This is a genomic window from Chromobacterium rhizoryzae, assembly GCF_020544465.1.
Classification (GTDB): Bacteria; Pseudomonadota; Gammaproteobacteria; order Burkholderiales; family Chromobacteriaceae; genus Chromobacterium.
Genome location: NZ_CP066126.1, coordinates 4,113,141 through 4,137,709, shown reverse-complemented (window position 1 = coordinate 4,137,709; position 24,569 = coordinate 4,113,141). Strand labels below are relative to the sequence as shown.

At 63.4% G+C, this 24,569-nt stretch carries 25 protein-coding genes and 1 tRNA gene; 20 read left to right on the top strand and 6 right to left on the bottom strand.

Annotated features, from left to right (window positions below; all coding sequences use genetic code 11):
* Positions 1-453 precede the first annotated feature (453 nt).
* The 9 genes from dusA to recG all read left to right on the top strand — a co-directional run bounded on the left by dusA (position 454) and on the right by recG (position 9,460).
* Positions 454-1,476 (top strand): tRNA dihydrouridine(20/20a) synthase DusA, encoded by a 1,023-nt coding sequence (gene dusA / locus JC616_RS18785; protein WP_227104767.1) that lies wholly within the window; start codon positions 454-456, stop codon positions 1,474-1,476.
* A 318-nt stretch (positions 1,477-1,794) separates the two neighbouring features.
* Positions 1,795-2,865, top strand: coding sequence for an ABC transporter substrate-binding protein (locus JC616_RS18780; protein WP_107800417.1), 1,071 nt, complete (start codon positions 1,795-1,797; stop codon positions 2,863-2,865).
* Positions 2,866-2,933: 68 nt separating this feature from the next.
* Positions 2,934-3,527: an RdgB/HAM1 family non-canonical purine NTP pyrophosphatase gene (gene rdgB, locus JC616_RS18775; RefSeq protein WP_107800416.1), complete on the top strand. Its 594-nt coding sequence runs from the start codon at positions 2,934-2,936 to the stop codon at positions 3,525-3,527.
* A gap of 79 nt (positions 3,528-3,606) precedes the next feature.
* On the top strand, positions 3,607-4,794 hold the full coding sequence (hemW, locus tag JC616_RS18770) for a radical SAM family heme chaperone HemW (protein WP_256477427.1): 1,188 nt from the start codon (positions 3,607-3,609) through the stop codon (positions 4,792-4,794).
* Complete coding sequence (locus tag JC616_RS18765) at positions 4,794-5,174, top strand: RidA family protein (RefSeq protein ID WP_043642167.1); 381 nt, start codon at positions 4,794-4,796, stop codon at positions 5,172-5,174. The genes hemW and JC616_RS18765 overlap by 1 nt, the downstream gene beginning before the upstream one ends.
* Positions 5,175-5,416: 242 nt before the next feature.
* The gene (locus JC616_RS18760) at positions 5,417-5,875 is read left to right on the top strand and encodes a DUF4124 domain-containing protein (RefSeq protein WP_227104763.1); all 459 of its coding nucleotides are present in this window, start codon (positions 5,417-5,419) and stop codon (positions 5,873-5,875) included.
* Positions 5,872-6,708 (top strand): PhzF family phenazine biosynthesis protein, encoded by an 837-nt coding sequence (locus tag JC616_RS18755; protein WP_227104761.1) that lies wholly within the window; start codon positions 5,872-5,874, stop codon positions 6,706-6,708. Before JC616_RS18760 ends, JC616_RS18755 begins: the two co-directional genes overlap by 4 nt.
* 187 nt (positions 6,709-6,895) lie before the next feature.
* Entirely contained in the window at positions 6,896-7,324 is a 429-nt protein-coding gene (locus JC616_RS18750) for a DUF2147 domain-containing protein (protein ID WP_227104759.1), read from the top strand.
* An 87-nt stretch (positions 7,325-7,411) separates the two neighbouring features.
* Positions 7,412-9,460, top strand: a complete 2,049-nt coding sequence (gene recG, locus JC616_RS18745; RefSeq protein WP_227104757.1) for an ATP-dependent DNA helicase RecG — start codon at positions 7,412-7,414, stop codon at positions 9,458-9,460.
* 274 nt (positions 9,461-9,734) lie between these two features.
* Here the strand turns inward: recG and JC616_RS18740 are convergent, their stop codons facing one another.
* From JC616_RS18740 to pstS, 6 genes are all read right to left on the bottom strand, one after another.
* Positions 9,735-11,189 (bottom strand): inorganic phosphate transporter, encoded by a 1,455-nt coding sequence (locus tag JC616_RS18740; RefSeq protein WP_107800410.1) that lies wholly within the window; start codon positions 11,187-11,189, stop codon positions 9,735-9,737.
* A gap of 66 nt (positions 11,190-11,255) precedes the next feature.
* A complete protein-coding gene (locus JC616_RS18735) occupies positions 11,256-11,417 on the bottom strand; it encodes a hypothetical protein (RefSeq protein WP_227104755.1) in 162 nt (53 codons plus the stop codon).
* A 27-nt stretch (positions 11,418-11,444) separates the two neighbouring features.
* Positions 11,445-12,209 carry a phosphate ABC transporter ATP-binding protein PstB gene (pstB, locus tag JC616_RS18730; protein ID WP_043590752.1) on the bottom strand — a complete coding sequence of 255 codons (765 nt, stop codon included), beginning with the start codon at positions 12,207-12,209 and terminating at the stop codon, positions 11,445-11,447.
* 12 nt (positions 12,210-12,221) lie between these two features.
* Positions 12,222-13,115 carry a phosphate ABC transporter permease PstA gene (gene pstA / locus JC616_RS18725; RefSeq protein ID WP_227108605.1) on the bottom strand — a complete coding sequence of 298 codons (894 nt, stop codon included), beginning with the start codon at positions 13,113-13,115 and terminating at the stop codon, positions 12,222-12,224.
* Positions 13,116-13,150: 35 nt separating this feature from the next.
* Entirely contained in the window at positions 13,151-14,113 is a 963-nt protein-coding gene (gene pstC / locus JC616_RS18720; RefSeq protein WP_107800408.1) for a phosphate ABC transporter permease subunit PstC, read from the bottom strand.
* Positions 14,114-14,183: 70 nt separating this feature from the next.
* On the bottom strand, positions 14,184-15,227 hold the full coding sequence (gene pstS, locus JC616_RS18715; protein WP_107800407.1) for a phosphate ABC transporter substrate-binding protein PstS: 1,044 nt from the start codon (positions 15,225-15,227) through the stop codon (positions 14,184-14,186).
* Between the two features lie 188 nt (positions 15,228-15,415).
* Between pstS and tpiA the strand changes: the two genes are divergently transcribed.
* The 11 genes from tpiA to nuoH all read left to right on the top strand — a co-directional run bounded on the left by tpiA (position 15,416) and on the right by nuoH (position 24,563).
* On the top strand, positions 15,416-16,162 hold the full coding sequence (gene tpiA / locus JC616_RS18710) for a triose-phosphate isomerase (RefSeq protein WP_227104754.1): 747 nt from the start codon (positions 15,416-15,418) through the stop codon (positions 16,160-16,162).
* A 1-nt stretch (position 16,163) separates the two neighbouring features.
* Positions 16,164-16,514 carry a preprotein translocase subunit SecG gene (gene secG / locus JC616_RS18705; RefSeq protein WP_227104753.1) on the top strand — a complete coding sequence of 117 codons (351 nt, stop codon included), beginning with the start codon at positions 16,164-16,166 and terminating at the stop codon, positions 16,512-16,514.
* Between the two features lie 17 nt (positions 16,515-16,531).
* A tRNA-Leu gene (locus JC616_RS18700) sits at positions 16,532-16,616 on the top strand.
* A 90-nt stretch (positions 16,617-16,706) separates the two neighbouring features.
* Positions 16,707-17,063 carry an NADH-quinone oxidoreductase subunit A gene (locus tag JC616_RS18695; RefSeq protein WP_019103472.1) on the top strand — a complete coding sequence of 119 codons (357 nt, stop codon included), beginning with the start codon at positions 16,707-16,709 and terminating at the stop codon, positions 17,061-17,063.
* Positions 17,054-17,530, top strand: a complete 477-nt coding sequence (locus JC616_RS18690; RefSeq protein WP_019103471.1) for a NuoB/complex I 20 kDa subunit family protein — start codon at positions 17,054-17,056, stop codon at positions 17,528-17,530. Before JC616_RS18695 ends, JC616_RS18690 begins: the two co-directional genes overlap by 10 nt.
* 11 nt (positions 17,531-17,541) lie before the next feature.
* Positions 17,542-18,138 (top strand): NADH-quinone oxidoreductase subunit C, encoded by a 597-nt coding sequence (locus JC616_RS18685; protein WP_227104752.1) that lies wholly within the window; start codon positions 17,542-17,544, stop codon positions 18,136-18,138.
* A complete protein-coding gene (locus tag JC616_RS18680; protein WP_227104751.1) occupies positions 18,131-19,384 on the top strand; it encodes an NADH-quinone oxidoreductase subunit D in 1,254 nt (417 codons plus the stop codon). The genes JC616_RS18685 and JC616_RS18680 overlap by 8 nt, the downstream gene beginning before the upstream one ends.
* A complete protein-coding gene (gene nuoE / locus JC616_RS18675) occupies positions 19,384-19,884 on the top strand; it encodes an NADH-quinone oxidoreductase subunit NuoE (RefSeq protein ID WP_107800402.1) in 501 nt (166 codons plus the stop codon). Before JC616_RS18680 ends, nuoE begins: the two co-directional genes overlap by 1 nt.
* Positions 19,884-21,179, top strand: a complete 1,296-nt coding sequence (gene nuoF / locus JC616_RS18670; RefSeq protein ID WP_107800401.1) for an NADH-quinone oxidoreductase subunit NuoF — start codon at positions 19,884-19,886, stop codon at positions 21,177-21,179. The genes nuoE and nuoF overlap by 1 nt, the downstream gene beginning before the upstream one ends.
* Before the next feature lie 3 nt (positions 21,180-21,182).
* A complete protein-coding gene (gene nuoG / locus JC616_RS18665) occupies positions 21,183-23,513 on the top strand; it encodes an NADH-quinone oxidoreductase subunit NuoG (RefSeq protein ID WP_227104750.1) in 2,331 nt (776 codons plus the stop codon).
* A gap of 3 nt (positions 23,514-23,516) precedes the next feature.
* Positions 23,517-24,563: an NADH-quinone oxidoreductase subunit NuoH gene (nuoH, locus tag JC616_RS18660; RefSeq protein WP_048413406.1), complete on the top strand. Its 1,047-nt coding sequence runs from the start codon at positions 23,517-23,519 to the stop codon at positions 24,561-24,563.
* Positions 24,564-24,569: the final 6 nt, after the last annotated feature.

Here is a 24,569-nt window from a genome sequence, read left to right as displayed (position 1 = left end):
TTGTGCTGAAGTGGAGGCATCCGGAATGACGGGCAGGCCCGTCTTGCCGCTGGCGACGCAGGTCCGGCGGCGAGGCCGGACCTGCGGACAGCCGTGGAGGCTGGGATCTCTTTTTGTGAATATATTCATTTGTGAATGGTTTTTGTTAGTAATGAATTGCGCGTCGGACGCCCCTGCCAGGGCGCGCTCGGCGCGAAGAAGCGGCCGCCGAGGCTAAACCTTATGAAATTCAATTTTTGAAAAAGTTGCCTGCGGCGAGGAATTGCCTGGGGCTGTGCGACGCATCTACTTGATTGCTCGGCGTTTTTGTCTCAATGCTTGACCCTGGATCGGCTACGGGAGGATAATTCATGCCTTTTTTCAAACGCTTAGCGCGATGGCGGGCCGGCTGGCCGCCGACGCTGAGCGGCGATTGGCTTTCGGGTGGATAGGGATACGATGCAGGACAGCGGAGTGAAGCATTCTAGGGTTCAGGAGAGCGGCGGCCTGCCGTCGCGCCGGCTGTCGGTGGCGCCGATGCTGGATTGGACCGACCGTCACTACCGCTATTTCGCGCGTCAGATCACCCGGCATGCCTGGCTCTATACCGAGATGGTCACCACCGGCGCGCTGCTGCACGGCGACGTCGAACGCCATTTGCGCTTCGACGAGGCGGAGCACCCGCTGGCGCTGCAACTGGGCGGCAGCGAGCCGGCGGAGCTGGCGCGTTGCGCCAGGCTGGCGGCGGAATGGGGCTACGACGAGGTCAACCTGAACGTGGGCTGCCCGTCGGAGCGCGTGCAAAAGGGCGCTTTCGGCGCCTGTCTGATGGCCGAGCCGCAATTGGTGGCCGACTGCGTCAAGGCGATGCGCGACGCGGTGTCCATCGACGTGACGGTCAAGCACCGCATCGGCATCGATCGCATCGAGCATTACGATTATCTGCGCGACTTCGTCGAGCAAGTGGCGGACGCCGGCTGCCGCACCTTCATCGTCCATGCGCGCAACGCCATCCTCAAGGGCCTGAGCCCCAAGGAAAACCGCGAAATCCCGCCCTTGAAGTACGATTACGTCTACCGGCTGAAGCGGGAACGCCCGGATCTGGAAATCCTGATCAACGGCGGCGTCAAAAGCCAGGCCGACATCGACGAGCATCTGCGCCATGTGGACGGCGTGATGGTGGGGCGCGAGGCCTATCACAATCCCTGGCTGATGGCCGATTGGGACCAGCGCTACTACGGCGCCGGCGCCGCGCCGGAGCGCGAACAGGTGGTGGCCGCGATGATGCCCTATGTGGCGGCGCGCCTGGCCGAGGGCCACAAGACGCGCAATATCGCCCGCCACATCCTGGGCCTGTTCCAGGGCATTCCCGGCGCGAGAAACTGGCGGCGCATGCTGTCCGACGCCAAACTGCTGGACGGCGCCGACGAGCGTCTGCTGCAACAGGCCTTGGAAGCGACGCTGGGCGCCGCCCGCCGCGCGGAATCAACAGAATAAACCGCCTGGCCGCCGCGGCCAGGAACGGATTCGCGGCGCCGGAGTCTGCTGTAGCAAGGCGAGAGCGCTGTTCTTGCTGAGGCAGGGCCCGACGCCGCCATATTAAGAACGTGTTGACGATCCAAGGAGCAAGCGCGAGACAAGGCGGAAGCCGCGCGTGGCGCAAGAGCGTCTCGACGCCGCGTCAGCTCCCGCGAAGCGCTGCGGATCGTGAACAGGTTCCAAGTCGCGGGACTTCCCAAGGGAGAGCCCGCCATGGCGGCTTGCCGCCTTTTCTGTTCGCCATGCTGGTCATGGCCGTCTGGAGGTGAATCTGAATTGAAACCGCTGAAGCTTGTCCTATTGTCCTCCATCCTGTCGTCCGCCGTCTGGGCCGGACCCAAGGACGTCTTGCACATCTATAACTGGAGCGGCTCCTTGTCGGACGCCATCCTCCGCCAGTTCGAGAAAAGCTGTGATTGCCGCGTGGTGCAGAATTACTACGGCGACAATGAGGAAATGCTGGCCAAGCTGGCGGCCGGGGCCAAGGGCTACGATATGGTGTTTCCGTCCAGCTTCGTGATCGAGGCGATGAGCAAGCAGAAGCTGCTGCGGCCGCTGGATCACGCCAAATTGCCGAATCTGAAGAATGTCGACCCGGCCTATTTGTCCCAAAGCTACGATCCGGGCAACCGCTACACCGTGCCCACGGTGCTGTCGCTGACTTCGGTCGGCTACAACGCGGAGCGTCTGCAGAAACTGGGCATCGACCCGCACAGCTGGTCGGTGATCTTCGATCCCAAGGTGCTGCAGAAGATCAAGGGCAAGGTGACGGTGCTGGACAGCTCGCGCGAAGTATTCGCCGCCGCGCTGTTCTACCTGGGCAAGAACCCCAACACCGCCAGCCAGGCCGATTATCGCGCGGCGCAGGCGGTGATCAAGCAGGCCAAGCCCTACTGGGCCACCTTCTCCAACGCCAGTTATCTGAAAGAGCTGGCGGTGGGCAATATCTGGGTGTCGCTGGGCTACTCCACCGAGTTCTTCCAGGCCGCCGAGGACGCGCGCCAGGCCAAGCGCCGCTTCCGCATCGCCAATGTGGCGCAGAAGGAAGGCAATGAGCTGGGCGTGGACACCATGGCGGTGCTGGCCAGCGCCAAACGCCCGGACCTGGCGCATCAGTTCATCAACTTCATGCTGGACGGCAAGAACGCCGCCCAATTGACCAACCTCAACGGCGCCACCAATCCGGTCAAGACCGCCGCGCCCTTTTTCCGCGCAGATTTGAAAAGCCATCCGGTGATCGATCCGACGCCGGACACCGTGAAAAAATGGACGGTGCTGCGCGAACTGACGCCGGCGGAGCGGCGCTCGCTGGCGCGGATGTGGACGGAAGTGAAGGTCAGCCGTTAAGCTTGTCTTTAATAGATATTCCGCAGCCCCGGCATCGTCGGGGCTGCGTCGCATTCGATGGAGTTCTCATGTTCGACAAATTAGTGATGGCCAGCAACAACGCCGGCAAGTTGAAGGAATTCGCCGCGCTGATGGCGCCGCTGGGCATACAAGTGATTCCGCAGGTGGAACTGCAAGTGCCGGAATGCCCGGAACCGCACCACACCTTCCTGGAAAACGCGCTGGAAAAAGCGCGTCACGCCAGCCGCGTGAGCGGCTTGCCCGCGCTGGCCGACGACTCCGGCATCTGCGTCGAGGCGCTGTCCGGCGCGCCGGGCGTGTACTCGGCCCGCTACGCCGGCGAACCCAAGTCCGACGCCGCCAACAACGCCAAGCTGGTGGCGGCGCTGCAGGGCGAGGCCAATCGCCGCGCCTGGTATTACTGCGTGCTGGTCTTGGTGCGCCACGCCGACGATCCGCAGCCGCTGGTGGCGGACGGCATGTGGTTCGGCGAAGTGCGCGACGAGGCGGCCGGCGCCGGCGGCTTCGGCTACGACCCGCATTTCTGGCTGCCGCAGCACGGCTGTAGCGTGGCGGAGATGGACGCGGCGGAGAAAAACCGCGTCAGCCACCGCGGCCAGGCGCTGCAAGCGCTGCTGGCCAAGCTGCGCGCGCTGGCATGAAGCGGGTCCCTTCGTTCAGCGCCCGGCCGGCGCGGCTGGAGCCGCAAGGAGCCGCGACGTGCAGGTGAGCAAGATTTCGCTGTCCGCGCTTGGGCTGGGCGGTCAAGTCGGCTTGAAAGAGCTGCCGCCGCTGTCGCTCTACATCCACTTCCCGTGGTGCGTGCGCAAATGCCCGTATTGCGACTTCAACTCGCACGAGCCCAAGAGCGGTTTCGACGAGATGGCCTATGTCGACGCCTTGCTGCGCGATCTGGAATTCAGCCTGCCCGAGGTCTGGGGCCGTCCGCTGAGCAGCATCTTCATGGGCGGCGGCACCCCCAGCCTGTTCTCGCCTCAGGCGATGGACGCGCTGCTGGCCGGCGTGCGCGCGCGCATGCGGCTGCAGCCGGACGCGGAAATCACCATGGAAGCCAATCCCGGCACCTTCGAGGCCGAGCGTTTCCGCGGCTACCGCGAGGCCGGCATCAACCGGCTGTCCATCGGCATCCAGAGCTTCAAGCCGGCGCATTTGCAGGCGCTGGGCCGCATTCACGACGGCGAGGAGGCGCGTCGCGCCATCGACATCGCGCTGAGCCACTTCGACAACGTCAATCTGGACCTGATGTACGCGCTGCCGGGGCAGACCCTGGACGAAGCGCTGGCCGATCTGGACACCGCGCTGTCCTACGGCATCACCCATCTGTCCGCCTACCATCTGACGATAGAACCCAACACCCTGTTCGCCGTGGAGACGCCGCGCAATCTGCCGGACGACGAAGTCTCCGCCGACATGCAGGAGGCGATAGAAGCCCGGCTCGCCGCCGCCGGCTTCGAACATTACGAGACCTCGGCCTTCGCGCGGCCGGGCCGCCGCGCGCGCCACAATCTCAACTACTGGCAGTTCGGCGACTATATCGGCATCGGCGCCGGCGCCCACGGCAAGATCAGCAGCCATGCCGGCATCGTCCGCCAGATGCGCTACAAGCAGCCGGCCGCCTACCTGCAGGCGGTGGCCGAGGGCAAGCCCCTGCAAAACAGCCGCAAGGTGGGGCGGAGCGAACTGCCCTTCGAATTCATGATGAATCTGCTGCGGCTGACCGAAGGCTTCGAATTGCGCCTGTTCCAAGAGCGCACCGGCCTGCCGCTGTCCGTCATACAATCCGCCTTGACGCAAGCCGAGGCGCAAGGCCTGATCGCGCGCGACGCCGTGATGTTGCGGCCCACGCTCAAGGGCCAGCGTTTCCTCAATGATTTATTAACCCTGTTCCTGAAAGAAGGAGATGAATAATGGCTAAGGAAATCATCCACACCGACAAGGCTCCGGCCGCCATCGGCGCTTACTCGCAAGCCGTGAAAGCCGGCAACACCGTTTACCTGTCCGGCCAGATCCCGCTGGACCCGGCCACCATGAACGTGGTGGAAGGCGGTTTCGCCGCTGAAACCCATCAAGTGTTCAAGAACATGAAGGCCGTGTGCGAAGCCGCCGGCGGCAGCCTGGACCAGATCGTCAAGCTCAACGCCTATCTGACCGACCTGTCCAATTTCGCCACCTTCAACGAAATCATGGGCCAGTACTTCAGCCAGCCCTTCCCGGCGCGCGCCGCCGTCGGCGTGGCCAGCCTGCCCAAGGGCGTGTTGGTGGAAGCGGAAGCGGTTCTGGTACTCTAAACCTGCTTACGATCTGCTGCGCTTCGTGAGACGTGGCACGGTGAGTACGTCTTCAAAATGCTCATGTACCGTGTGTACATTCCGCTTTTTCAGCCGTTTTCGCCTTGTCTCGCCTTAGCTCGCGAGATCGTAAACAGGTTCTGAGCGGCCCAACTGCTCCAAATGTCAGACCACAAGGCGGCCCAGGCCGCCTTTTTTCATGTTAACTATCCGGACTCCTCATCTTAAGCCGTGGAGGTCGCATGAGAGTCCGGATCGCGCTATTGCTATTGCTGCCGGGCCTGGCCTGGGCCCAGGTTTACAAATGTCGGAGCGCGGACGGCCGGCTGGCCTACAGCGATCGGGCTTGCGCCGACGGCGGCGCGGCGGAAACCTTCCAGCCGCCGCCGCTCAATGTAGTGGAGCAAGACGAGCGCCAGCGCCGCGAGGCGGCCAAGTACCAGGACCAAGGCCGGCGCTGGGCCGCCGACGAGGCGCGCGAGGCCAGGCGGCGCCAGGCGCAGCAACGCCGCGACGAACGCGCGCAGGCGCGGGAACTGGACAAAGCGCGCCGCCGCTGTCATGGTCTGGAGCTTCAGCAACGGCGCTTGCGGCAGTCCGCGGCGGCGGCGCCGGCCAGGAAATCCCTGGCCGAGCGCTTGGCCGGCGTGGAAGAGAAACTGGCTGCGGCGGCGTGTCATCGATTCCAGGAGGGGGCATGAGCGGGTATTCGTTCGAATTGGTCAATGTGTTCGCCGAGGAGCGCTTCGGCGGCAATCCGCTGGCGGTGTTCACCGACGCCAGCGGGCTGGACGAGCGCGAGATGCAGCTCCTGGCCAGACAGATGAATCTGTCGGAAACCGTATTCCTGTTTCCGGACGGCGAAGCGGCGGCGCGCTTGCGCATCTTCACGCCCAGCCAGGAGCTGCCCTTCGCCGGCCATCCCACCCTGGGCGCGGCGGCGGTGCTGCACTGGCGCGGCGAACTGGATTCCCGCTTTCAGTTGCGCACCAACGCCGGCCTGATCCCCATCCTCCACAGCGACGGCGTTTACACCTTGCGGGCGAATCCGCCAAGCGCGCGCGACGCCGGCCTCAGCCGCGTCCAGGCCGCGGCGATGCTGGGGCTGGACGAGGAGGACATCGCGCTGGAGCCGACATGGGTGGACACCGGCAGCGAACAATTGCTGATCCGCGCCGCCAGCGCCGGCGCGGTGCTGCGCGCCCGGCCGGTGCACGCTTTGCTGGTGCGTGACGCCACCTTGCGGCCGGGGCGCAGCGTCGCCTATCTGTGGCATGAGGACGGCGGCGTCGCCACCGTGCGGCTGTTTTTCGAACAGCAGGGCGCGGTGCTGGAAGATCCCGGCACCGGTTCGGCCTGCGCCAATCTGGGCGGCTGGTGCGCGCTCAACGGTCTGGGGCCCTTGCAGTGGCGGGTGGAGCAGGGCGCGGCGCTGGCGCGGCCCAATGTGCTGCATCTGCAAGTGGACGCCGCGGGCGAGATCCTGGTGGGTGGGCGGGTGTTGCGGATAGGCCGCGGCGAGATCTCCCTGTGAGTTGCATCGTCCCTCGTTTCCATTCTTGACGTCGGCATTGGCTGTTGGCATCCTAGAGCCGCTGCTCCAAACCAACGTTTCTTTTCGGCGTGCCGGCGGTTCCGGGGCGGCGTTCAGATAATTAAAAGGCCGCTGCGGCCGCCCGTTCGCGGCGCGGCCTCGCGGTCCGATTCGCGAGGAAATCAAGATGAGCAAATTCGCCAAAGCCGCCTGCCTGGCGTCCGCGCTGGGCCTGTTCAGCCATATGGCGCTGGCCGACAGCGCCGCCGGCGTCTGGAAGACGATAGACGACGAAACCAAGCAGGCCAAGGCCCTGGTGCAGATCACAGAAAGCGCCGGCGGCGAGCTGAACGGCAAGATCATCAAGCTGTTCGCCAATCCGGAAGCGGTGTGCGACAAGTGCGAAGGGGACCGCAAAGGCAAGCCGGTCAACGGCATGCAAATCCTGTGGGGCCTGAAGAAGGACGGCGCCGAGTGGGGCAGCGGCAAAATCCTGGATCCCAAGTCTGGCAAGATCTACACCTCCGGCGCCAAGCTGATCGAAGACGGCAAGAAGCTGCGCGTGCGCGGCTACATCGGCCCCTTCTTCCGTTCCCAGGTGTGGGAGCGCCAGTAAGCGCAAGGGCCGCGACGCGGCGCGCGTGAGCAAGGCGGAAGCGCGAACAGCTTCCGCCTTTTTCTTTATTGGGTACAATCGCTGCTGATGAGCTCCCTAATCGACCCCGCCAATCAGCCGCCGGCCGTGGCGCCGGCGCTGGCCAAGAAGCTGGAAAAGCTGGGCATACGCCGCCGTTTCGATCTGGTCCTGCATCTGCCGCTGCGCTATGAGGACGAGACCCATCTGTACGCCATCGCCGACGCGCCTTACGGCCAGGCGGTGCTGGTGGAGGGCGAGGTGATCGCCCATGAGATCCAGTTCCGACCGCGCCGCCAACTGGTGGCGCGCATCGAGGACGCCAGCGGCAGCCTGGTGCTGCGCTTCATTCATTTCTATCCCAACCAGGTCAAGCAATTCACCACCGGCAACCGGGTGCGCGCGCTGGGCGAGATCCGCCGCGGCTTCGCCGGCGACGAGATGGTGCATCCCAAGATCCGCGAAGTGGGCAACGGCGCGCCGCTGGCGGACAGCCTGACGCCCATCTATCCCACGGTCAACGGCCTGACCCAACCGGCGCTGCGCAAGCTGATCCACGCCGAGCTGGACAGCCAGCCGCTGGGCGAGACGCTGCCGGAGGAATTGGCCGCGCCGCTGCGGCTGACGCCGTTCGCCGAGGCGATCCGCCTGCTGCACCTGCCGACGCCGGACTACAGCGCCGGCCAGCTGGCCGATCCGGCCCTGCCGGCCTGGCAGCGGCTCAAGTTCGACGAGTTGCTGGCGCAGCAGCTGTCGATGCGGCTGGCCTATCGCGCGCGCAGGCTGGGCCGCGCGCCGCCCTTGCGCGGCGACGGCAAGCTGAGCCGGGCCTTGGCCGAGCGCTTGCCGTTCACGCTGACCGGCGCGCAGCAGCGCGCGCTGGCGGAAGTCCGCGCCGACCTGACCCAGCCGCACCCGATGCACCGGCTGCTGCAGGGCGACGTGGGCAGCGGCAAGACCATCGTCGCGGCCCTGGCGGCGCTGACCGCGATCGAATCCGGCTACCAGGTGGCCTTGATGGCGCCGACCGAAATCCTGGCCGAGCAGCATTTCCTCAAGCTGTCCGCCTGGCTGGAGCCGCTGGGCGTCCCGGTGCGCTGGCTGGCCGGCAGCCTGCGCAAGAAGCAGAAACAGGAGGCGATGGCGGCCATCGCCAGCGGCGAAACACGGCTGGCGGTGGGCACTCACGCGCTGTTCCAGGACGAGGTGGCTTTTGAGCGCCTGGGCCTGGTCATCGTCGACGAACAGCATCGCTTCGGCGTGGGCCAGCGGCTGGCGCTGAAAGAGAAGGGCGGCGAGCCGCATCAGCTGATGATGTCGGCGACGCCGATTCCGCGCACGCTGGCGATGAGTTTCTACGCCGACCTGGACGTGTCGGTGATAGACGAATTGCCGCCGGGGCGCACGCCCATCGTCACCAAGCTGATCAATAGCGCGCGCCGCGAGGAGATCGTCGCCCACGTGGCCAAGACCTGCGCCGACGGGCAGCAGGCCTATTGGGTGTGCCCGCTGATCGAAGAATCGGAAACCCTGCAATTGCAGACCGCGGTGGACACCCACCAGCAACTGACCGCCGATCTGCCGCATTTGGGCGTGGGCCTGGTGCACGGCCGGATGAAGGCGGACGAAAAGGCGGCGGTGATGGCGGCCTTCGCCCGCAACGAGCTGCAAGTGCTGGTGGCCACCACGGTGATCGAGGTGGGCGTGGACGTGCCCAACGCCAGCCTGATGGTGATCGAGCACGCTGAACGCATGGGCCTGGCCCAGTTGCATCAATTGCGCGGCCGGGTGGGGCGCGGCAGCGCGCGCAGCGTCTGCGTACTGATGTTCGACAACCCCTTGTCGGACTTGGCCAAGGCGCGCTTGAAAGTGATTTACGAGAATGTTGACGGTTTCGAGATCGCGCGCCAGGATTTGCTGATCCGCGGCCCCGGCGAACTGCTGGGCGCGCGTCAGAGCGGCCTGCCCATGCTGCGTTTCGCCAACCTGGAAGAAGACCTGGAACTGCTGGAAGCGGCGCGCGAGCTGGCGCCCTTGCTGCTGGAGCGCCATCCGCAGGCGGTGGACGCTCATCTGGACCGTTGGCTGGCGGGGCGCGAGCAGTTTCTCAAGGCTTGAGTGCGCCATGAATCGGGCAAAAAAAAAGCGCCTCGGCTGGGGGGCTGAGGCGCAAAGGGATTGCTGCAAACAACAAAGGAGAAACCATGATGAAGCGAGCAAATATTAGCAATTTATAAAATATTGGCACAAGCAATCCGGGCTTAAAGCTTGACCCAGGTCAATCGAAAATTTTCCGGGCGGAAATGCCAAAAGAAAAAGCCACCGCGATGCGGTGGCTTTGTTTTTTTCCGGCAGCCTTAAACAGAGGCTGAAAGACCGTGACCGGACTTGATTACAGCCAGAGCGAGGCCACGTAGTACAGCCCGCCCGCCAGCAGCATGGACACCGGCAGGGTGAACAGCCAGGCCAGCGCGATGGAGCGGATGGTGGACATCTGCAGGCCGGCCTTGTCCGCCACCATGGTGCCGGCCACGGCGCTGGACAGCACCTGGGTGGTGGACACCGGGAAGCCGAACTGGCTGGCGAGGCCGATGGAGATGGCGGCGGTCATCTGCGCCGACACGCCCTGGGCGTAAGTCATGTCCTTCTTGCCTATGCCTTCGCCCACGGTCTTCACCACGCGGCGCCAGCCCACCATGGTGCCGATGCCCAGCGACAGCGCCACGGCGACGATCACCCAGGTGGGCGCGTATTCGGTGGTGGTGGTCAGATCCTTGCGCAGGTTCTGCAGCATCTGCTTGTCGTCGGCGGACAGCTTGGGCAGCGCGGAGGCCTTCTTGGCGGCGTCGTCCAGGCACAGCAGCTCGGTACGCACGTTCCAACGCTGTTCCGAGCTCAGCGCGTGGTAGTCGCCGCCGTCGCCCATGGTGCTCAGCAGGCGCTTGACGGTGTCGCCGGTTTCCAGCGGATGGCACTCGTACTGGCTGCTGCCCTTGGATGGCACGATGATCTTGCTCAGTTCGACCTGATGGCGTTCATAGAACTTCTGCAGGTGAATGGCGGCGTCCCGGGTGCGGTCCAGCTGGTAAGGCGTGCTGTCCAGATCCAGCACGAATTTGGCCGGCACGATGCCGATCAGCACCAGCATGATCAGGCCCACGCCTTTTTGGCCGTCGTTGGAGCCGTGGGCGAAGCTGACGCCCATGGACGACACGATCAGCATGAAGCGGGTCCAGAACGGCGGATGCTTGCGGCCTTCCACTTGCTGGCGTTGGTAGGGGGTTTTGTGCACATTGCTGTGCGGCCGGTAGCGCCGCAGCAGAATGACGATCAGCGCGGCGAGCAGGGCGCCCACCACGGGCGAGGCCAGCAGCGAGGCGCCGACGTCGATGGCCTTGCTCCAGTTGATGCCGTGGGACAGCGAGGTGCCGTGGATCAGGCTATTGGCCACGCCCACGCCCAAAATGGCGCCGATCAGCGTGTGGCTGCTGGAGGCGGGTAGACCGAAATACCAGGTACCCAGGTTCCAGGCGATGGCGGCGGTCAACAGCGCGAACACCATGGCCATGCCGCGGGTGGTGTTGATCGAGATCAGCAGGTCCACCGGCAGCAGGTGCACGATGGCGTAGGCGACGGCGAGGCCGCCGGTGATCACGCCGAGGAAGTTGAAAATGCCGGAATAGAACACCGCGAGACGCGGTTTCATCGATTGGGTATAGATAACGGTTGCCACCGCGTTGGCGGTGTCATGGAAGCCGTTGATGAACTCAAAGGCGAGCACGAAGCCCAGGGAAAGCACCAAGGTGATGGCGACGTGGGTCTCAAGCCCGGAAAACAGGTCCAACATGGTGAAATGTGCACGCAGTATCGTAAAGGCGGGATTGTTGTGTCCAAGGCCAATGCCGTCAAGTACTTATAAAAAAAAAATAAATGGTGTCGCATTTGCCGGAAAAGCATGCGGAATCGCCTTGACAGACCGGGCGGGGAGAACGGCGGATTTAGGCCGTTTTTTGCCGCCGTCATGCGCTTTTGCCCGCGTGGAAACGCCAACGGCCGTCATGCCGGAAACGGTCATGACGGCGGTCTGCGAGCCGGGGCGGAATCAGCCGAACTTGCCGGTGATGTAGTCCTCGGTGGCCTTCTTCTGCGGGGTGGTGAAGATGGAGTCGGTGTCGCCGAATTCGATCAGCTCGCCCAGATACATATAGGCGGTGTAGTCCGACACCCGCGCCGCCTGCTGCATATTGTGGGTGACGATGGCGATGGTGTAGTCCTCTTTGAGCTCATGGATCAGCTCTTCGATGTGGGCGGTGGAAATCGGGTCCAGCGCCGAAGTGGGCTCGTCCAGCAGCAGCACTTCCGGCTTGGACGCCACCGCGCGCGCGATGCACAGCCGCTGCTGCTGGCCGCCGGACAGCGAGTTGCCGGACTGCTTGAGCTTGTCCTTGACCTCGTCCCACAGCGCGGCCTTGCGCAGCGCCCATTCCACCCGGTCCTCCATCTCGCCCTTGGACAGTTTTTCGTAGAGCTTCACGCCGAAGGTGATGTTGTCGTAGATGGACATCGGGAACGGGGTGGGCTTCTGGAACACCATGCCCACCTTGGCGCGCAGCAGGTTGACGTCCACGTCGCGGCCCAGGACGTTGTGGCCGTCCAGCAGGATGTCGCCCTCGGCGCGCAGGCCGGGGTAGAGCTCGTACATGCGGTTGAAGGTGCGCAGCAGCGTGGACTTACCGCAGCCGGACGGGCCGATGAAGGCGGTGACCTTGCGCGAGGCGATTTCCAGCTGGATGTTCTTCAGCGCGTGGAAATTGCCGTAAAAGAAGTTCAGATTCTTGACCTGAAGCTTGGAGTGGATTTCAGCCATGGTCTGCAAGCCTTAATGCGATTGGTTTTTCTGGCTGCCCATCCAGCGGGCAACGATATTCAGCGTCAGCACGCTGAAGGTGATCAACAGGGAGCCGGCCCAGGCCAGCTTGTGCCAGTCTTCGTACGGGCTCATCGCGAACTGGAAGATTACGATGGGCAGGTTGGCCATCGGCTGGTTCATATTGCTGTTGAAGAACTGGTTGTTCAGCGCGGTGAACAACAGCGGCGCGGTTTCGCCGGAAATGCGCGCCACCGCCAGCAGGATGCCGGTCAGCACGCCGGCCTTGGCCGAGCGCAGGGTGACGTGCAAGGTGACTTTCCACTGCGGCGCGCCCAGCGCGGACGCGGCTTCGCGCAGGCTGCCCGGCACCAGGCGCAGCATGTTCTCGGTGGTGCGCACCACCACCGGAATCACCAGGATGGCCAGCGCGAAGGAGCCGGCCCAGCCGGAAAAGTGGCCGACCGACACCACGTAGACTTCGTAGATGAACAGGCCGATGACGATGGACGGCGCGGACAGCAGGATGTCGTTGATGAAGCGGGTGGCCGGTGCCAGCCAGCCGCGCTGGCCGAACTCGGCCAGATAGATGCCGGCCAGGATGCCGATCGGCGTGCCGAACAAGGTGCCGAAGCCGGTCATCATCAGGCTGCCGTAAATGGCGTTGGCCAGGCCGCCGGTGCTGCCCGGCGGCGGGGTGCTGGAGGTGAACACCTCCCAGTTGAGCCCGGACAGGCCGTGCTGCAACAGGGTGGTCAGAATCCAGAACAGCCAGAACAGCCCGAAGGCCATGGTGAACATCGAGGCGCCCATATTGACGCGGTTCACCAGCCGGCGGCGGCGATAGACGCTGCTGTCGGCTTTGGCGGCGATGGCGGACTGGGGCGGGCGCAGGGCGGAAGTCATAACGGTTTGGCTCATGCGGTTAGCGTCTCTCATGCTCAGGAAGGACGACCTTCCTGTTTCTTCAGGCGCAGCAACAGCAGTTTAGAACACGCCAGCACCACGAAGGTGATGAAGAACAGAATCAGGCCCAGTTGAATCAGGGAGGAGAGATACAGCTCGCCGTTGGCCTCGGCGAACTCATTGGCCAGCGAGGAGGCGATGGAATTGCCCGGCTCGAACAGGCCGGCGGCGAAACGGGTGGAGTTGCCGATGACGAAGGTCACCGCCATGGTCTCGCCCAGCGCGCGGCCCAGGCCCAGCATGATGCCGCCGACCACGCCGGTCTTGGTGTAGGGCAGCACCACGTAGCGCACCACTTCCCAGGTGGTGGAGCCCAGGCCGTAGGCGGACTCCTTCAGCATCACCGGCACCACTTCGAACACGTCGCGCATCACCGAGGCGATGAAGGGAATGATCATGATGGCCAGGATCAGGCCGGCGGTGAAAATGCCTATGCCCATCGGCGCGCCCTGGAACAGCACGCCCAGCAGCGGCACCTCGCCCAGGGTGTCGATCAGCAGCGGCTGCACGTGGTCGGCGAAGATGGGCGCGAACACGAACAGGCCCCACATGCCGTAGATGATGGACGGGATGCCGGCCAGCAGTTCCACCGCGATGCCCAGCGGCCGCTTCAGCCAGGTGGGGCACAGCTCGGTCAGGAACAGGGCGATGCCGAAGCTGACCGGCACGCCGATCAGCAAGGCGATGAAAGAGGTGGCCAGGGTGCCGAAGATGGGCACCAGCGCGCCGAACCGCTCATTGACCGGGTCCCAGTCGCTGGTGACCAGAAACTTGAAGCCGAAGGCGTGGATGCTCGGCAGCGCGCCGATCAACAGCGAAATCAGGATGCCCACCAGCAAGGCCAGCACCAGGAAGGCGAAAAAACGGGTGACCCAGCGGAACAGATTGTCCAGCAATAACTGGGTTTTGATTTGCTGCGGATTGCTCAACTTTTGCATATGCATGCTCATTTATCAGACAAAAAGCCGGGGAGCGCGTCCCCGGCCGCTTGCGTGCATTGTATGCGGCTCAGTTCCACACCGGCTTGCCGCCGTTGTCGGCAATTTGCTTCCAGCTGGCGCGGATCACGCCCTTGATCGCGTCCGGCATCGGGATGTAGTCCAGATCCAGCGCGGTCTTGTCGCCGTTCTTGTAAGCCCAGTCGAAGAACTTCAGCACCTCGCCGCCTTGCGCCGGCTTGTCCTGTTTCTTGTGCATCAGGATGAAGGTGGCGCCGGCGATCGGCCAGCTGTCCTTGCCCGGCTGGTTGGTCAGCAGCAGATAGAAGCCCGGCGCTTTTTTCCAGTCGGCGTTGGCGGCGGCGGCCTTGAAGCTGGACTCGTCCGGCTTGACGAAGCTGCCGGCCTGGTTCTGCATCAGGCCGAAGGCCAGCTTGTTCTGCTTGGCGTAGGCGTATTCCACGTAGCCGATCGCGCCCTTGATGCGGGTCACGTAGTTGGCCACGCCCTCATTGCCCTTGCCGCCCACCGGGTTGCCTTTCCAGCTGACCGCGGTGTTGGAGCCCACTTCCTTGGCCCAGTCCGGAGAGACCTTGGACAGGTAGTTGGTGAAGATGAAAGTGGTGCCGGAGCCGTCGGAGCGACGCACCACGGAGATGCGCAGGTCCGGCAGCTTGACGCCGGGGTTCAGCTTGGCGATGGCCGGGTCGTTCCACTTGGACACCTTGCCCAGGTAGATGTCGGCCAGCAGCGGGCCGGTGAACTTCACTTGTCCCGGGGTGATGCCGGGCACGTTCAGCACCGGCACCACGCCGCCGATCACGGTGGGGAATTGGGTCAGTCCGGATTTTTCCAGCTCTTCCGGCTTCAGCGGCATATCGGACGCGCCGAAATCCACGGTCTTGGACTGGATCTGCTTGATGCCGCCGCCGGAACCGATGGATTGATAGTTCAGATTATTATTGGTGCCGGCCTTGTAGGCGGCGGCCCATTTGGCGTACAGCGGGTACGGGAAGGTGGCGCCCGCGCCGGTGATGTCGGCGGCCACGGCCGCGCCGGACAGGCAGACGGAACCCAGTACAAACGATGCGGCCAGACGAACAGACTGTTTCATGCCTACTCCTGAGAATGGATGAGGTGCGTGGTGATGGGCGCATGCTAAGGCTGAAATTTTTCAGGAATATTACAAGTCGTCGAAACGGCTTCGTTTGCGGACAATCAACATCAGCCGGATGCCGGTTTGAGCCAAGATGGCGGCTGCGGATATAATCGGCGGATATTTAAGAATCGCGGGAGGCGGAGATGGCCGGCAAGCTGGTGATTGGCAACTGGAAGATGAATACCCGCGCCGACAGCGCGCAGACGCTGCTGCAGGCGCTGCTGGCGGACGAGACGAGCAACCGCGACTGGATCGGCGTGGCCGCGCCGGCGATCTACCTGGCCGGCCTGGGCGAGCGGCTGCGCGGTCAGGCCTTGCGCTTGTGCGCGCAAGACGTCAGCGCCTTCGATCAGGACGGCGCCTTCACCGGCGAGACCAGCGCCGCGATGCTGGCCGACATCGGCTGCGCTTACACCCTGGTGGGCCACTCGGAGCGCCGCCAGTACTTTGGCGAGAGCAACGCGGTTCTACTGAAGAAGATGCGCGCCGCCATCGCCGCCGGCCTGGTGCCGGTGTTGTGCGTCGGGGAAACGCTGGACGAGCGCGAGGCGGGCCGTCAGTTGGAGGTGATTAGAGATCAGCTTGCGCTTCTGTCCGAGATAGACCATGGTGAATACGTTGTGGCTTATGAACCGGTCTGGGCCATCGGCACCGGCAAGGTGGCGACGCTGGCGCAAATCGCCGAAATCCACGGCGCGATCAAAAATTGGTGCTTGCAAAACGTCAAGGCCTCCGATAATATTCGCGTCCTCTACGGCGGCAGTGTCAAGGCAGAGAATGCCGAAGCGATTCTGGCGACTGAAAATGTCGACGGAGCCCTTGTTGGAGGGGCATCTCTGGACGCCGGTTCATTCAGGGCAATTTGCCAAGCCGCAGGAAAATTGATATAGTATGGAACTTATTAAGACGCTTATCTGGATTGTAAATATCCTGTCTGCAGGGACTATTATCGTGCTGGTTTTGATGCAGCACGGCAAAGGCGCGGACATGGGGGCGGCTTTCGGTAGCGGCTCTTCCGGTAGCTTGTTCGGCGCGTCTGGTTCTGCGAATTTCTTGAGTAGGACAACCGCTGTCGCAGCGGCCGTGTTCTTCTCGACTTCCCTTGCTCTGGTTTTTCTGTCTGGGGGCGGAAAAAGCGATTTGGGCGTAATGGGGACCAAGGTTGAACAGGTTGCACCGCAAATCCCGGCCGGTGTGCCTAGCGATAAAGCTTCGGGTACGACATCGAAAATACCGGAGTAACAATTAAAGCTTGCTGTGCCGACATGGTGAAATTGGTAGACACGCTATCTTGAGGGGGTAGTGGCGAAAGCTGTGTGAGTTCGAGTCTCACTGTCGGCACCACCATTCAAAAACAGGCCACCGGGACTCCGGTGGCCTGTTTTATTTGGAGCCAAGGGGGGTAACCCCCTTTTTTGTGGGGGTGTACGGGAAATGCTGCAAAATTACTTTCCCATTCTGCTGTTTGTCATGGTCGGACTGTTGGTCGGCGTAGGCCCTATTTTATTGGGCAAACTGCTGGCTCCCAACCGTCCCGATCCTGAGAAACTGTCTCCGTATGAGTGCGGCTTCGAGGCTTTCGAAGATGCCCGCATGAAGTTTGACGTCCGCTATTATCTGATAGCCATCCTCTTCATCCTGTTCGACCTCGAGGTCGCCTTCCTGCTGCCGTGGGCGGTGGTGTTGAAGGAGCTGGGGACCTATGGTCTGGGCGTCATGGTGGAGTTCCTGGGTGTATTGACCCTGGGCTTCGTCTACATGTGGAAAAAAGGAGCTCTGGAATGGGAGTAGAAGGTATTCTGGAGAAGGGGTTTGTCACCACGACGGCTGACAAGCTCATCAATTACACCCGAACCGGTTCGCTGTGGCCGATGACCTTTGGTCTGGCCTGTTGCGCGGTCGAGATGATGCACGCCGGCGCGGCGCGCTACGACCTGGACCGTTTCGGCATCGTGTTCCGTCCCAGCCCGCGCCAGTCCGATCTGATGATCGTGGCCGGCACGCTGTGCAACAAGATGGCTCCGGCCCTGCGCAAGGTTTACGACCAGATGGCCGAGCCGCGCTGGGTGATCTCGATGGGGTCCTGTGCCAACGGCGGCGGCTATTATCATTATTCCTATTCAGTCGTGCGCGGCTGCGATCGCATCGTGCCGGTCGACGTCTACGTGCCCGGCTGTCCGCCAACTGCAGAGGCCTTGCTGTACGGCATCATTCAGCTGCAGAACAAGATCAAACGCACCAACACCATCGCCCGCTAAGGTAGAAACTTATGGCCTCCAAGAAAATGGAAGCGTTAGGGTCGGCTGTGCAGCAGGCGCTGGGCGACAAGCTCGTGCAAAGCACGCTGGCTCTGGAAGAGCTGACCATTGTATGCAAGGCGGCGGATCTGATCGCCGTGGCGACCACGCTGCGCGATCACGCCGACCTGTCTTTTGAGCAATGCATCGATTTGTGCGGCGTGGACTACAGCGCATACCGCGACGAGGTATGGGACGGTCCGCGCTTCGCCGTTGTCTACCACCTGTTGTCGGTCAAGCACAATCAGCGCGTCCGCCTGCGCGTGTTCGCCGAAGACGACGCCTTCCCGGTGGTCGACTCGGTCGTCGGCGTCTGGAGCGGCGTCAACTGGTTCGAGCGCGAAGCGTTCGACCTGTTCGGCATCGTTTTCGACGGCCACCCCGACCTGCGCCGCATCCTGACCGACTACGGTTTCGTCGGCCATCCGTTCCGCAAGGACTTCCCGCTGTCCGGTCACGTGGAAATGCGTTACGACCCGACACAACAGCGCGTGATCTATCAGCCGGTGACCATCGAGCCGCGCGAAATCACGCCGCGCATCATTCGCGAGGAGAACTACGGTGGCTGAAATCCGTAACTACACCCTCAACTTCGGCCCGCAGCACCCGGCCGCGCACGGCGTGTTGCGCCTGGTGCTGGAACTGGACGGCGAAGTCGTCCAGCGCGCCGACCCGCACATCGGCCTGCTGCACCGCGGCACCGAGAAGCTGGCCGAGAGCAAGACCTTCATCCAGTCGCTGCCTTATATGGACCGTCTCGACTACGTGTCCATGATGTGCAACGAGCACGCTTACTGCCTGTCCATCGAGAAGCTGCTGGGCATCGACGTGCCGGAACGCGCGCAATACATCCGCGTGATGTTCGCCGAGATCACCCGTCTGCTGAACCACTTGCTGTGGATTGGCGCGCACGGCCTCGACATCGGCGCGATGACCGTGTTCCTGTACGCCTTCCGCGAACGCGAAGACCTGATGGACTGCTATGAGGCGGTGTCCGGCGCGCGTCTGCACGCGGCTTACTTCCGTCCCGGCGGCGTGTATCGCGATCTGCCGGACAGCATGCCGCAGTACACCGTCTCCAAGATCAAGAACGCCCGCGAACTGGCCCGCCGCAACGAAGGCCGCCAGGGTTCGCTGCTGGACTTCATCGACGAGTTCACCCAGCGCTTCCCGGGCTATGTGGACGAGTACGAGACCCTGCTGACCGACAACCGCATCTGGAAACAGCGCACCGTCGGCATCGGCGTGGTGACGCCCGAGCGCGCGCTGAACCTGGGCCTGACCGGCCCGATGCTGCGCGGCTCCGGCATTGCCTGGGATTTGCGCAAGAAGCAGCCCTACGATGTGTATTCCAAGCTGGATTTCGATATCCCGGTGGGCGTCAACGGCGATTGCTACGACCGCTACCTGGTGCGCGTCGAGGAAATGCGTCAGTCCAACCGCATCATCCGCCAGTGCGTGGAATGGCTGCGCAAGAACCCGGGCCCGGTGATCACCGACAACCATAAAGTGGCGCCGCCTTCGCGCGAAGGCATGAAGGCCAATATGGAAGACCTGATCCACCACTTCAAACTGTTTACCGAAGGCATGCACGTGCCGGAGGGCGAGGCTTATGTGGGCACCGAGCACCCGAAAGGCGAGTTCGGCGTCTACCTGGTGTCCGACGGCGCCAACAAGCCGTACCGCCTGAAGATCCGCGCGCCCGGCTACGCCCACCTGGCGGCGCTGGACGAGATGGCCAAGGGCCATATGATCGCCGACGTGGTGGCCATCATCGGTACGCAGGATATCGTGTTTGGGGAGATTGACCGCTGATGCTGTCCGCTGAATCGCTAGCCAAAATCGATCGCGAAGTCGCCAAATATCCCGCCGACCAGAAACGGTCCGCGGTGATGGGCGCCTTGCGCATCGCGCTGACTGAACGTCGCGAAGCGGGCTCCGCTCCGGAGGAGCGTTGCCTGAATACCGAGGTGATCGAGTTCGTCGCCAACTACCTGCAGATCCCGCCGGTAGCCGCGTACGAAGTCGCCACCTTTTACAATATGTACGACATGAAGCCGGTTGGGCAGTACAAGATCACTGTCTGCACCAACCTGCCCTGTGCCTTGTCCGGCGGCGTCAACGCCGCCGAGTACATCTCCAAGAAGCTGGGCGTCGCCATCGGCGAAACCAGCGCCGACGGCAAGTACACCTTGCTGGAAGGGGAGTGCATGGGCGCCTGTGGCGACGCGCCGGTCTTGCTGGTCAACAACCACAAGATGTGCAGCTTCATGACGCCCGAAGCAATCGATAAGAAACTGGCGGAGCTGAAATAATGGCAATCTTCGTCAATGGCGTGATTTTCGATGGCGTCGACACTTCCGACCCCCATTGCTGGCAACTGAGCGCCTACGAGGCGCGCGGAGGCTACCAGGCGCTGCGCCGCATCCTGGACAGCAAGATGGCCCAGGAAGACGTGATCGCCGAAGTGAAGAACTCCGGCCTGCGCGGCCGCGGCGGCGCGGGTTTCCCCACCGGCCTGAAGTGGAGCTTCATGCCGCGCTCCTTCCCGGGCGACAAATACGTGGTGTGCAACACCGACGAGGGCGAACCGGGCACTTTCAAGGACCGCGACATCCTGCGCTTCAATCCGCATTCGCTGATCGAAGGCATGATCATCGCCGGTTACGCGATGGGCACCAAGGCCGGCTACAACTACATCCACGGTGAAATCTTCGCCGAGTACGAGCGTTTCGAAGAAGCGCTGGACGAAGCGCGCAAGGCGGGCCTCCTCGGCGAGAACATCCTGGGTTCCGGCTTCAACTTCGACCTGTTCGCCCATCACGGCTACGGCGCCTACATCTGCGGCGAGGAAACCGCGCTGCTGGAATCGCTGGAAGGCAAGAAGGGTCAACCGCGCTTCAAGCCGCCGTTCCCGGCCAGCTTCGGCCTGTACGGCAAGCCGACCACCATCAACAACACCGAATCGTTCGCCTCGGTGCCCTTCATCATCCGCGACGGCGCGCAGCCCTTCCTGGAAAAGGGCAAGCCGAACAACGGCGGCACCAAGCTGTTCTCGGTGTCCGGCCACGTGAACCGTCCGGGCAACTACGAAATCCCGCTGGGCACCCCGTTCTCCGAACTGCTGGAAATGGCCGGCGGCATGCGCGACGGCAAAAAGCTCAAGGCGGTGATCCCGGGCGGCTCGTCCGCGCCCATCCTGCCCGCCGACGTCATGATGCAGTGCACAATGGACTACGACAGCATCGCCAAAGCCGGCTCGATGCTGGGTTCCGGCGCTGTCATCGTGATGAACGAAGACGTGTGCATGATCAAGGCGCTGGAGCGTCTGGCCTACTTCTACCATGAAGAATCCTGCGGCCAGTGCACGCCGTGCCGCGAAGGCACCGGCTGGCTGTACCGCGTGATCCATCGCATCGCCAACGGCCAGGGCCGTCCGGGCGATCTGGAGCTTCTGGATTCCGTGGGCAACAATATGGCGGGCCGCACCATCTGTGCGCTGGCCGACGCCGCCGTGTTCCCGGTTCGCAGTTTCACCAAGCATTTCCGTCACGAGTTCGAGTACGCGATCGAACACGGAAAGACCTTGGTGGACCACAAATGGTGTTGAGCGATGCTTGAAATCGAAATCGACGGAAAAAAACTGACGGTCCCGCAAGGCAGCACCGTCATGGAAGCGGCCCACTCGGTGGGCACGTACATTCCGCACTTCTGCTACCACAAGAAGCTGTCCATCGCGGCCAACTGCCGCATGTGTCTGGTGGAAGTGGAAAAAGCGCCCAAGCCGCTGCCGGCTTGTGCCACCCCGGTGACCGACGGCATGAAGGTCCATACCCACTCCGACATGGCCAAGAAGGCCCAGGCCGGCGTGATGGAATTCCTGCTGATCAACCATCCGCTGGATTGCCCGATCTGCGACCAGGGCGGCGAATGCCAGTTGCAGGATCTGGCCGTGGGCTACGGCAACTCCTCCTCGCGCTATCAGGAAGAAAAGCGCGTGGTGGTGGGCAAGGACATGGGCCCGCTGGTCTCGGCGGAAGAAATGTCGCGCTGCATTCACTGCACCCGTTGCGTGCGCTTTACCGAGGAAGTCGGCGGCTTCCAGGAAATCGGCATGGCTCATCGCGGCGAGTTCTCCGAGATTCTGCCCTTCCTCGGCAAGACCGTGGATTCGGAAATCTCCGGCAACGTCATCGATCTGTGCCCGGTGGGCGCGCTGACCTCCAAGCCGTTCCGCTACAGCACCCGCGCCTGGGAGCTGTCGCGCCGCAAATCGGTCAGCCCGCACGACGGCCTGGGCTCCAACCTGATCGTTCAGGTCAAGAGCAATGAAGTGATGCGCGTGCTGCCGCTGGAAAACGAGGCCATCAACGAGTGCTGGATCGCCGACCGCGACCGCTTCTCCTACGAGGGCTTGAACTCGGCCGAGCGTCTGAAGCAGCCGATGATCAAGTTCGACGGCCAGTGGCACGAGACCGACTGGGAAACCGCGTTGAATTACGTGGTGAAGGGCTTGAACGGCGTGTCCGCCGATCACGGCAAGGACGCCATCGGCTTCCTGACCAGCCCGCACTCCACCACCGAAGAACTGCATCTGGCGCAAAAGCTGGCGCGCGCCTTCGGCGTGGAAAGCATTGATTACCGTCTGCGCCGCAGCGACTTCGCCGCCGACGCGGCCAAGCAGGGCGCCGAGTGGCTGGGTTCCGGCATTGCCGATCTGGTCGCGGCCAAGTCGGTGCTGGTGGTCGGCTCCACGCTGCGCAAGGAACAGCCGCTGCTGACCTCGCGTCTGCGCACCGCGGCCAAGAAAGGCAGCGAGCTTAACATTATCCATGTCGCCGACGACGAGCTGCTGATCAAGATCAACGCCAAGCTGATCGTATCGCCGCTGGCGCTGGTCAACGGCTTCGCCCAGGTGCTGAAGGCCGTGGCCGAGATCAAGGGCGGCGAAACCGCCGTCGATCTGTCCGCGGTGCAAGTGTCCGCCGAGGCGCGCCGTATCGCCGAGAGCCTGAGCGGCGCGGAAACCGCCGCCGTGGTGCTGGGCAACGTGGCGCAACACCATCCGGCGTTCAGCCAACTGCTGGCCGTGGCGCAGGAGATCGCTCGCCTGAGCGGTGCCCGCTTCGGCGTGCTGTCCGAGGCCGCCAACAGCGTGGGCGCTGAACTGGCGGGCGCGCTGCCGCAAGGCGCGGGCGCCAACGCCGCCGCGATGATCGCCCAGCCGAAGAAGGCTTACGTGCTGCTGAACACCGAAGTCGAGTTCGACAGCTACAACCCGCAAGCCGCCGTCGCCGCGATGAAGCAGGCCGCCACCGTGATCGCGCTGACCGCGTTCAAGGGCCAGGGCCTGCTGGATTACGCCGACGTGCTGCTGCCGATCGCGCCGTTCTCCGAGACCGCCGGCTCCTTCGTCAATATGGAAGGCAAGCTGCAGAGCTTCAACGGCGTGGTGCGTCCGCTGGGCGAAGCCCGCCCGGCCTGGAAAGTGCTGCGCGTACTGGGCAATATGCTGAATCTGTCCGGCTTCGACTTCAACAGCGCCGAGGAAGTGCGCGCCGAGCTGCTGGCCAAGGGCGACATCGCCGCGCGCCTGAACAATGCGCTGAGCCAGCTGAACGTCGCGGCCTCTGCGGCCGCCGGCGTGGCGCGCATCGGCGAAGTGCCGCTGTACCAGGCCGACGCCGTCTGCCGCCGCGCCGAGTCGCTGCAACAGACCCGCGACGCGGCCGAGCCGGTGGCTTCCGCCCACAGCGGCCTGCTGCAGAAGCTGGGCATCGCCGTCGACAGCACCGCATTGCTGAGCCAGGGTTCCGGCCAGGCGCGCGTGCGCATCGTCGCCGACGACAGCCTGCCGCAGGATACGGTCCGCATCGCCACCGCTCACGCGGCCACGCTGGCGCTGGGCGGCATGTTCGACGCTATCGAGATCACCCAGGGGTAAAGCATGGAGTTCTTGCAAGGTATTCTTGGCACTGACGCGGGGCTCGTGGTTTGGACCCTGTTGAAGATCATCGCCATCGTATTGCCGATGCTGCTGTGCGTCGCCTACCTGACCTATGCCGAGCGCAAGGTCATCGGCTTCATGCAGATCCGCATCGGCCCCAACCGGGTAGGCCCGCTGGGCCTGCTGCAGCCGATCGCCGACGCGGTCAAGCTGCTGATGAAGGAAATCATCCTGCCCACCAACTCCAGCAAGGGCCTGTTCCTGCTGGCCCCGGTGCTGTCCATCGCTCCGGCGCTGGCGGCCTGGGCGGTGATTCCCTTCACCGACAAGCTGGTGCTGGCCAACGTCAACGCCTCGCTGCTCTACATCCTGGCGCTGACCTCGATGGGCGTGTACGGCGTGATCATCGCCGGCTGGGCGGGCAACTCCAAGTACTCCTTCCTCGGCGCCATGCGTTCCGCCGCCCAGATCGTGTCCTACGAACTGGCGATGGGCTTCGCGCTGATCGGCGTGCTGATGGTGTCCAGCAGCCTGAACCTGGTGGAGATCGTCCAGCAGCAAGGGCAGGGCATGGCCGGCGGTTCCGTGTTGTCGTGGAACTGGCTGCCGCTGTTCCCGCTGTTCGTGGTCTACCTGATTTCCGGCGTGGCCGAAACCAACCGCGCGCCGTTCGACGTGGCCGAGGGCGAATCCGAGATCGTCGCCGGTTTCCACGTCGAGTACTCGGGCATGGCCTTCGCCATCTTCTTCCTGGCCGAATACGCCAACATGATCCTGGTCGCCGCGCTGACCGCGCTGCTGTTCCTCGGCGGCTGGCTGTCGCCGTTCCCTGCGTCCTGGGGCATTCTGGGCGCGGGCGGCTTCTTCTGGCTGGCGCTTAAAGTGGCCATGGTGCTGTTCTGCTTCCTGTGGTTCCGCGCCACCTTCCCGCGTTATCGCTACGACCAGATCATGCGTCTGGGCTGGAAGGTGTTCATCCCGGTGACCCTGGTGTGGATCCTGGTGGTGGGCGTCTGGATGATGACCCCGCTGTCCTTGTGGCACTGAGACGGG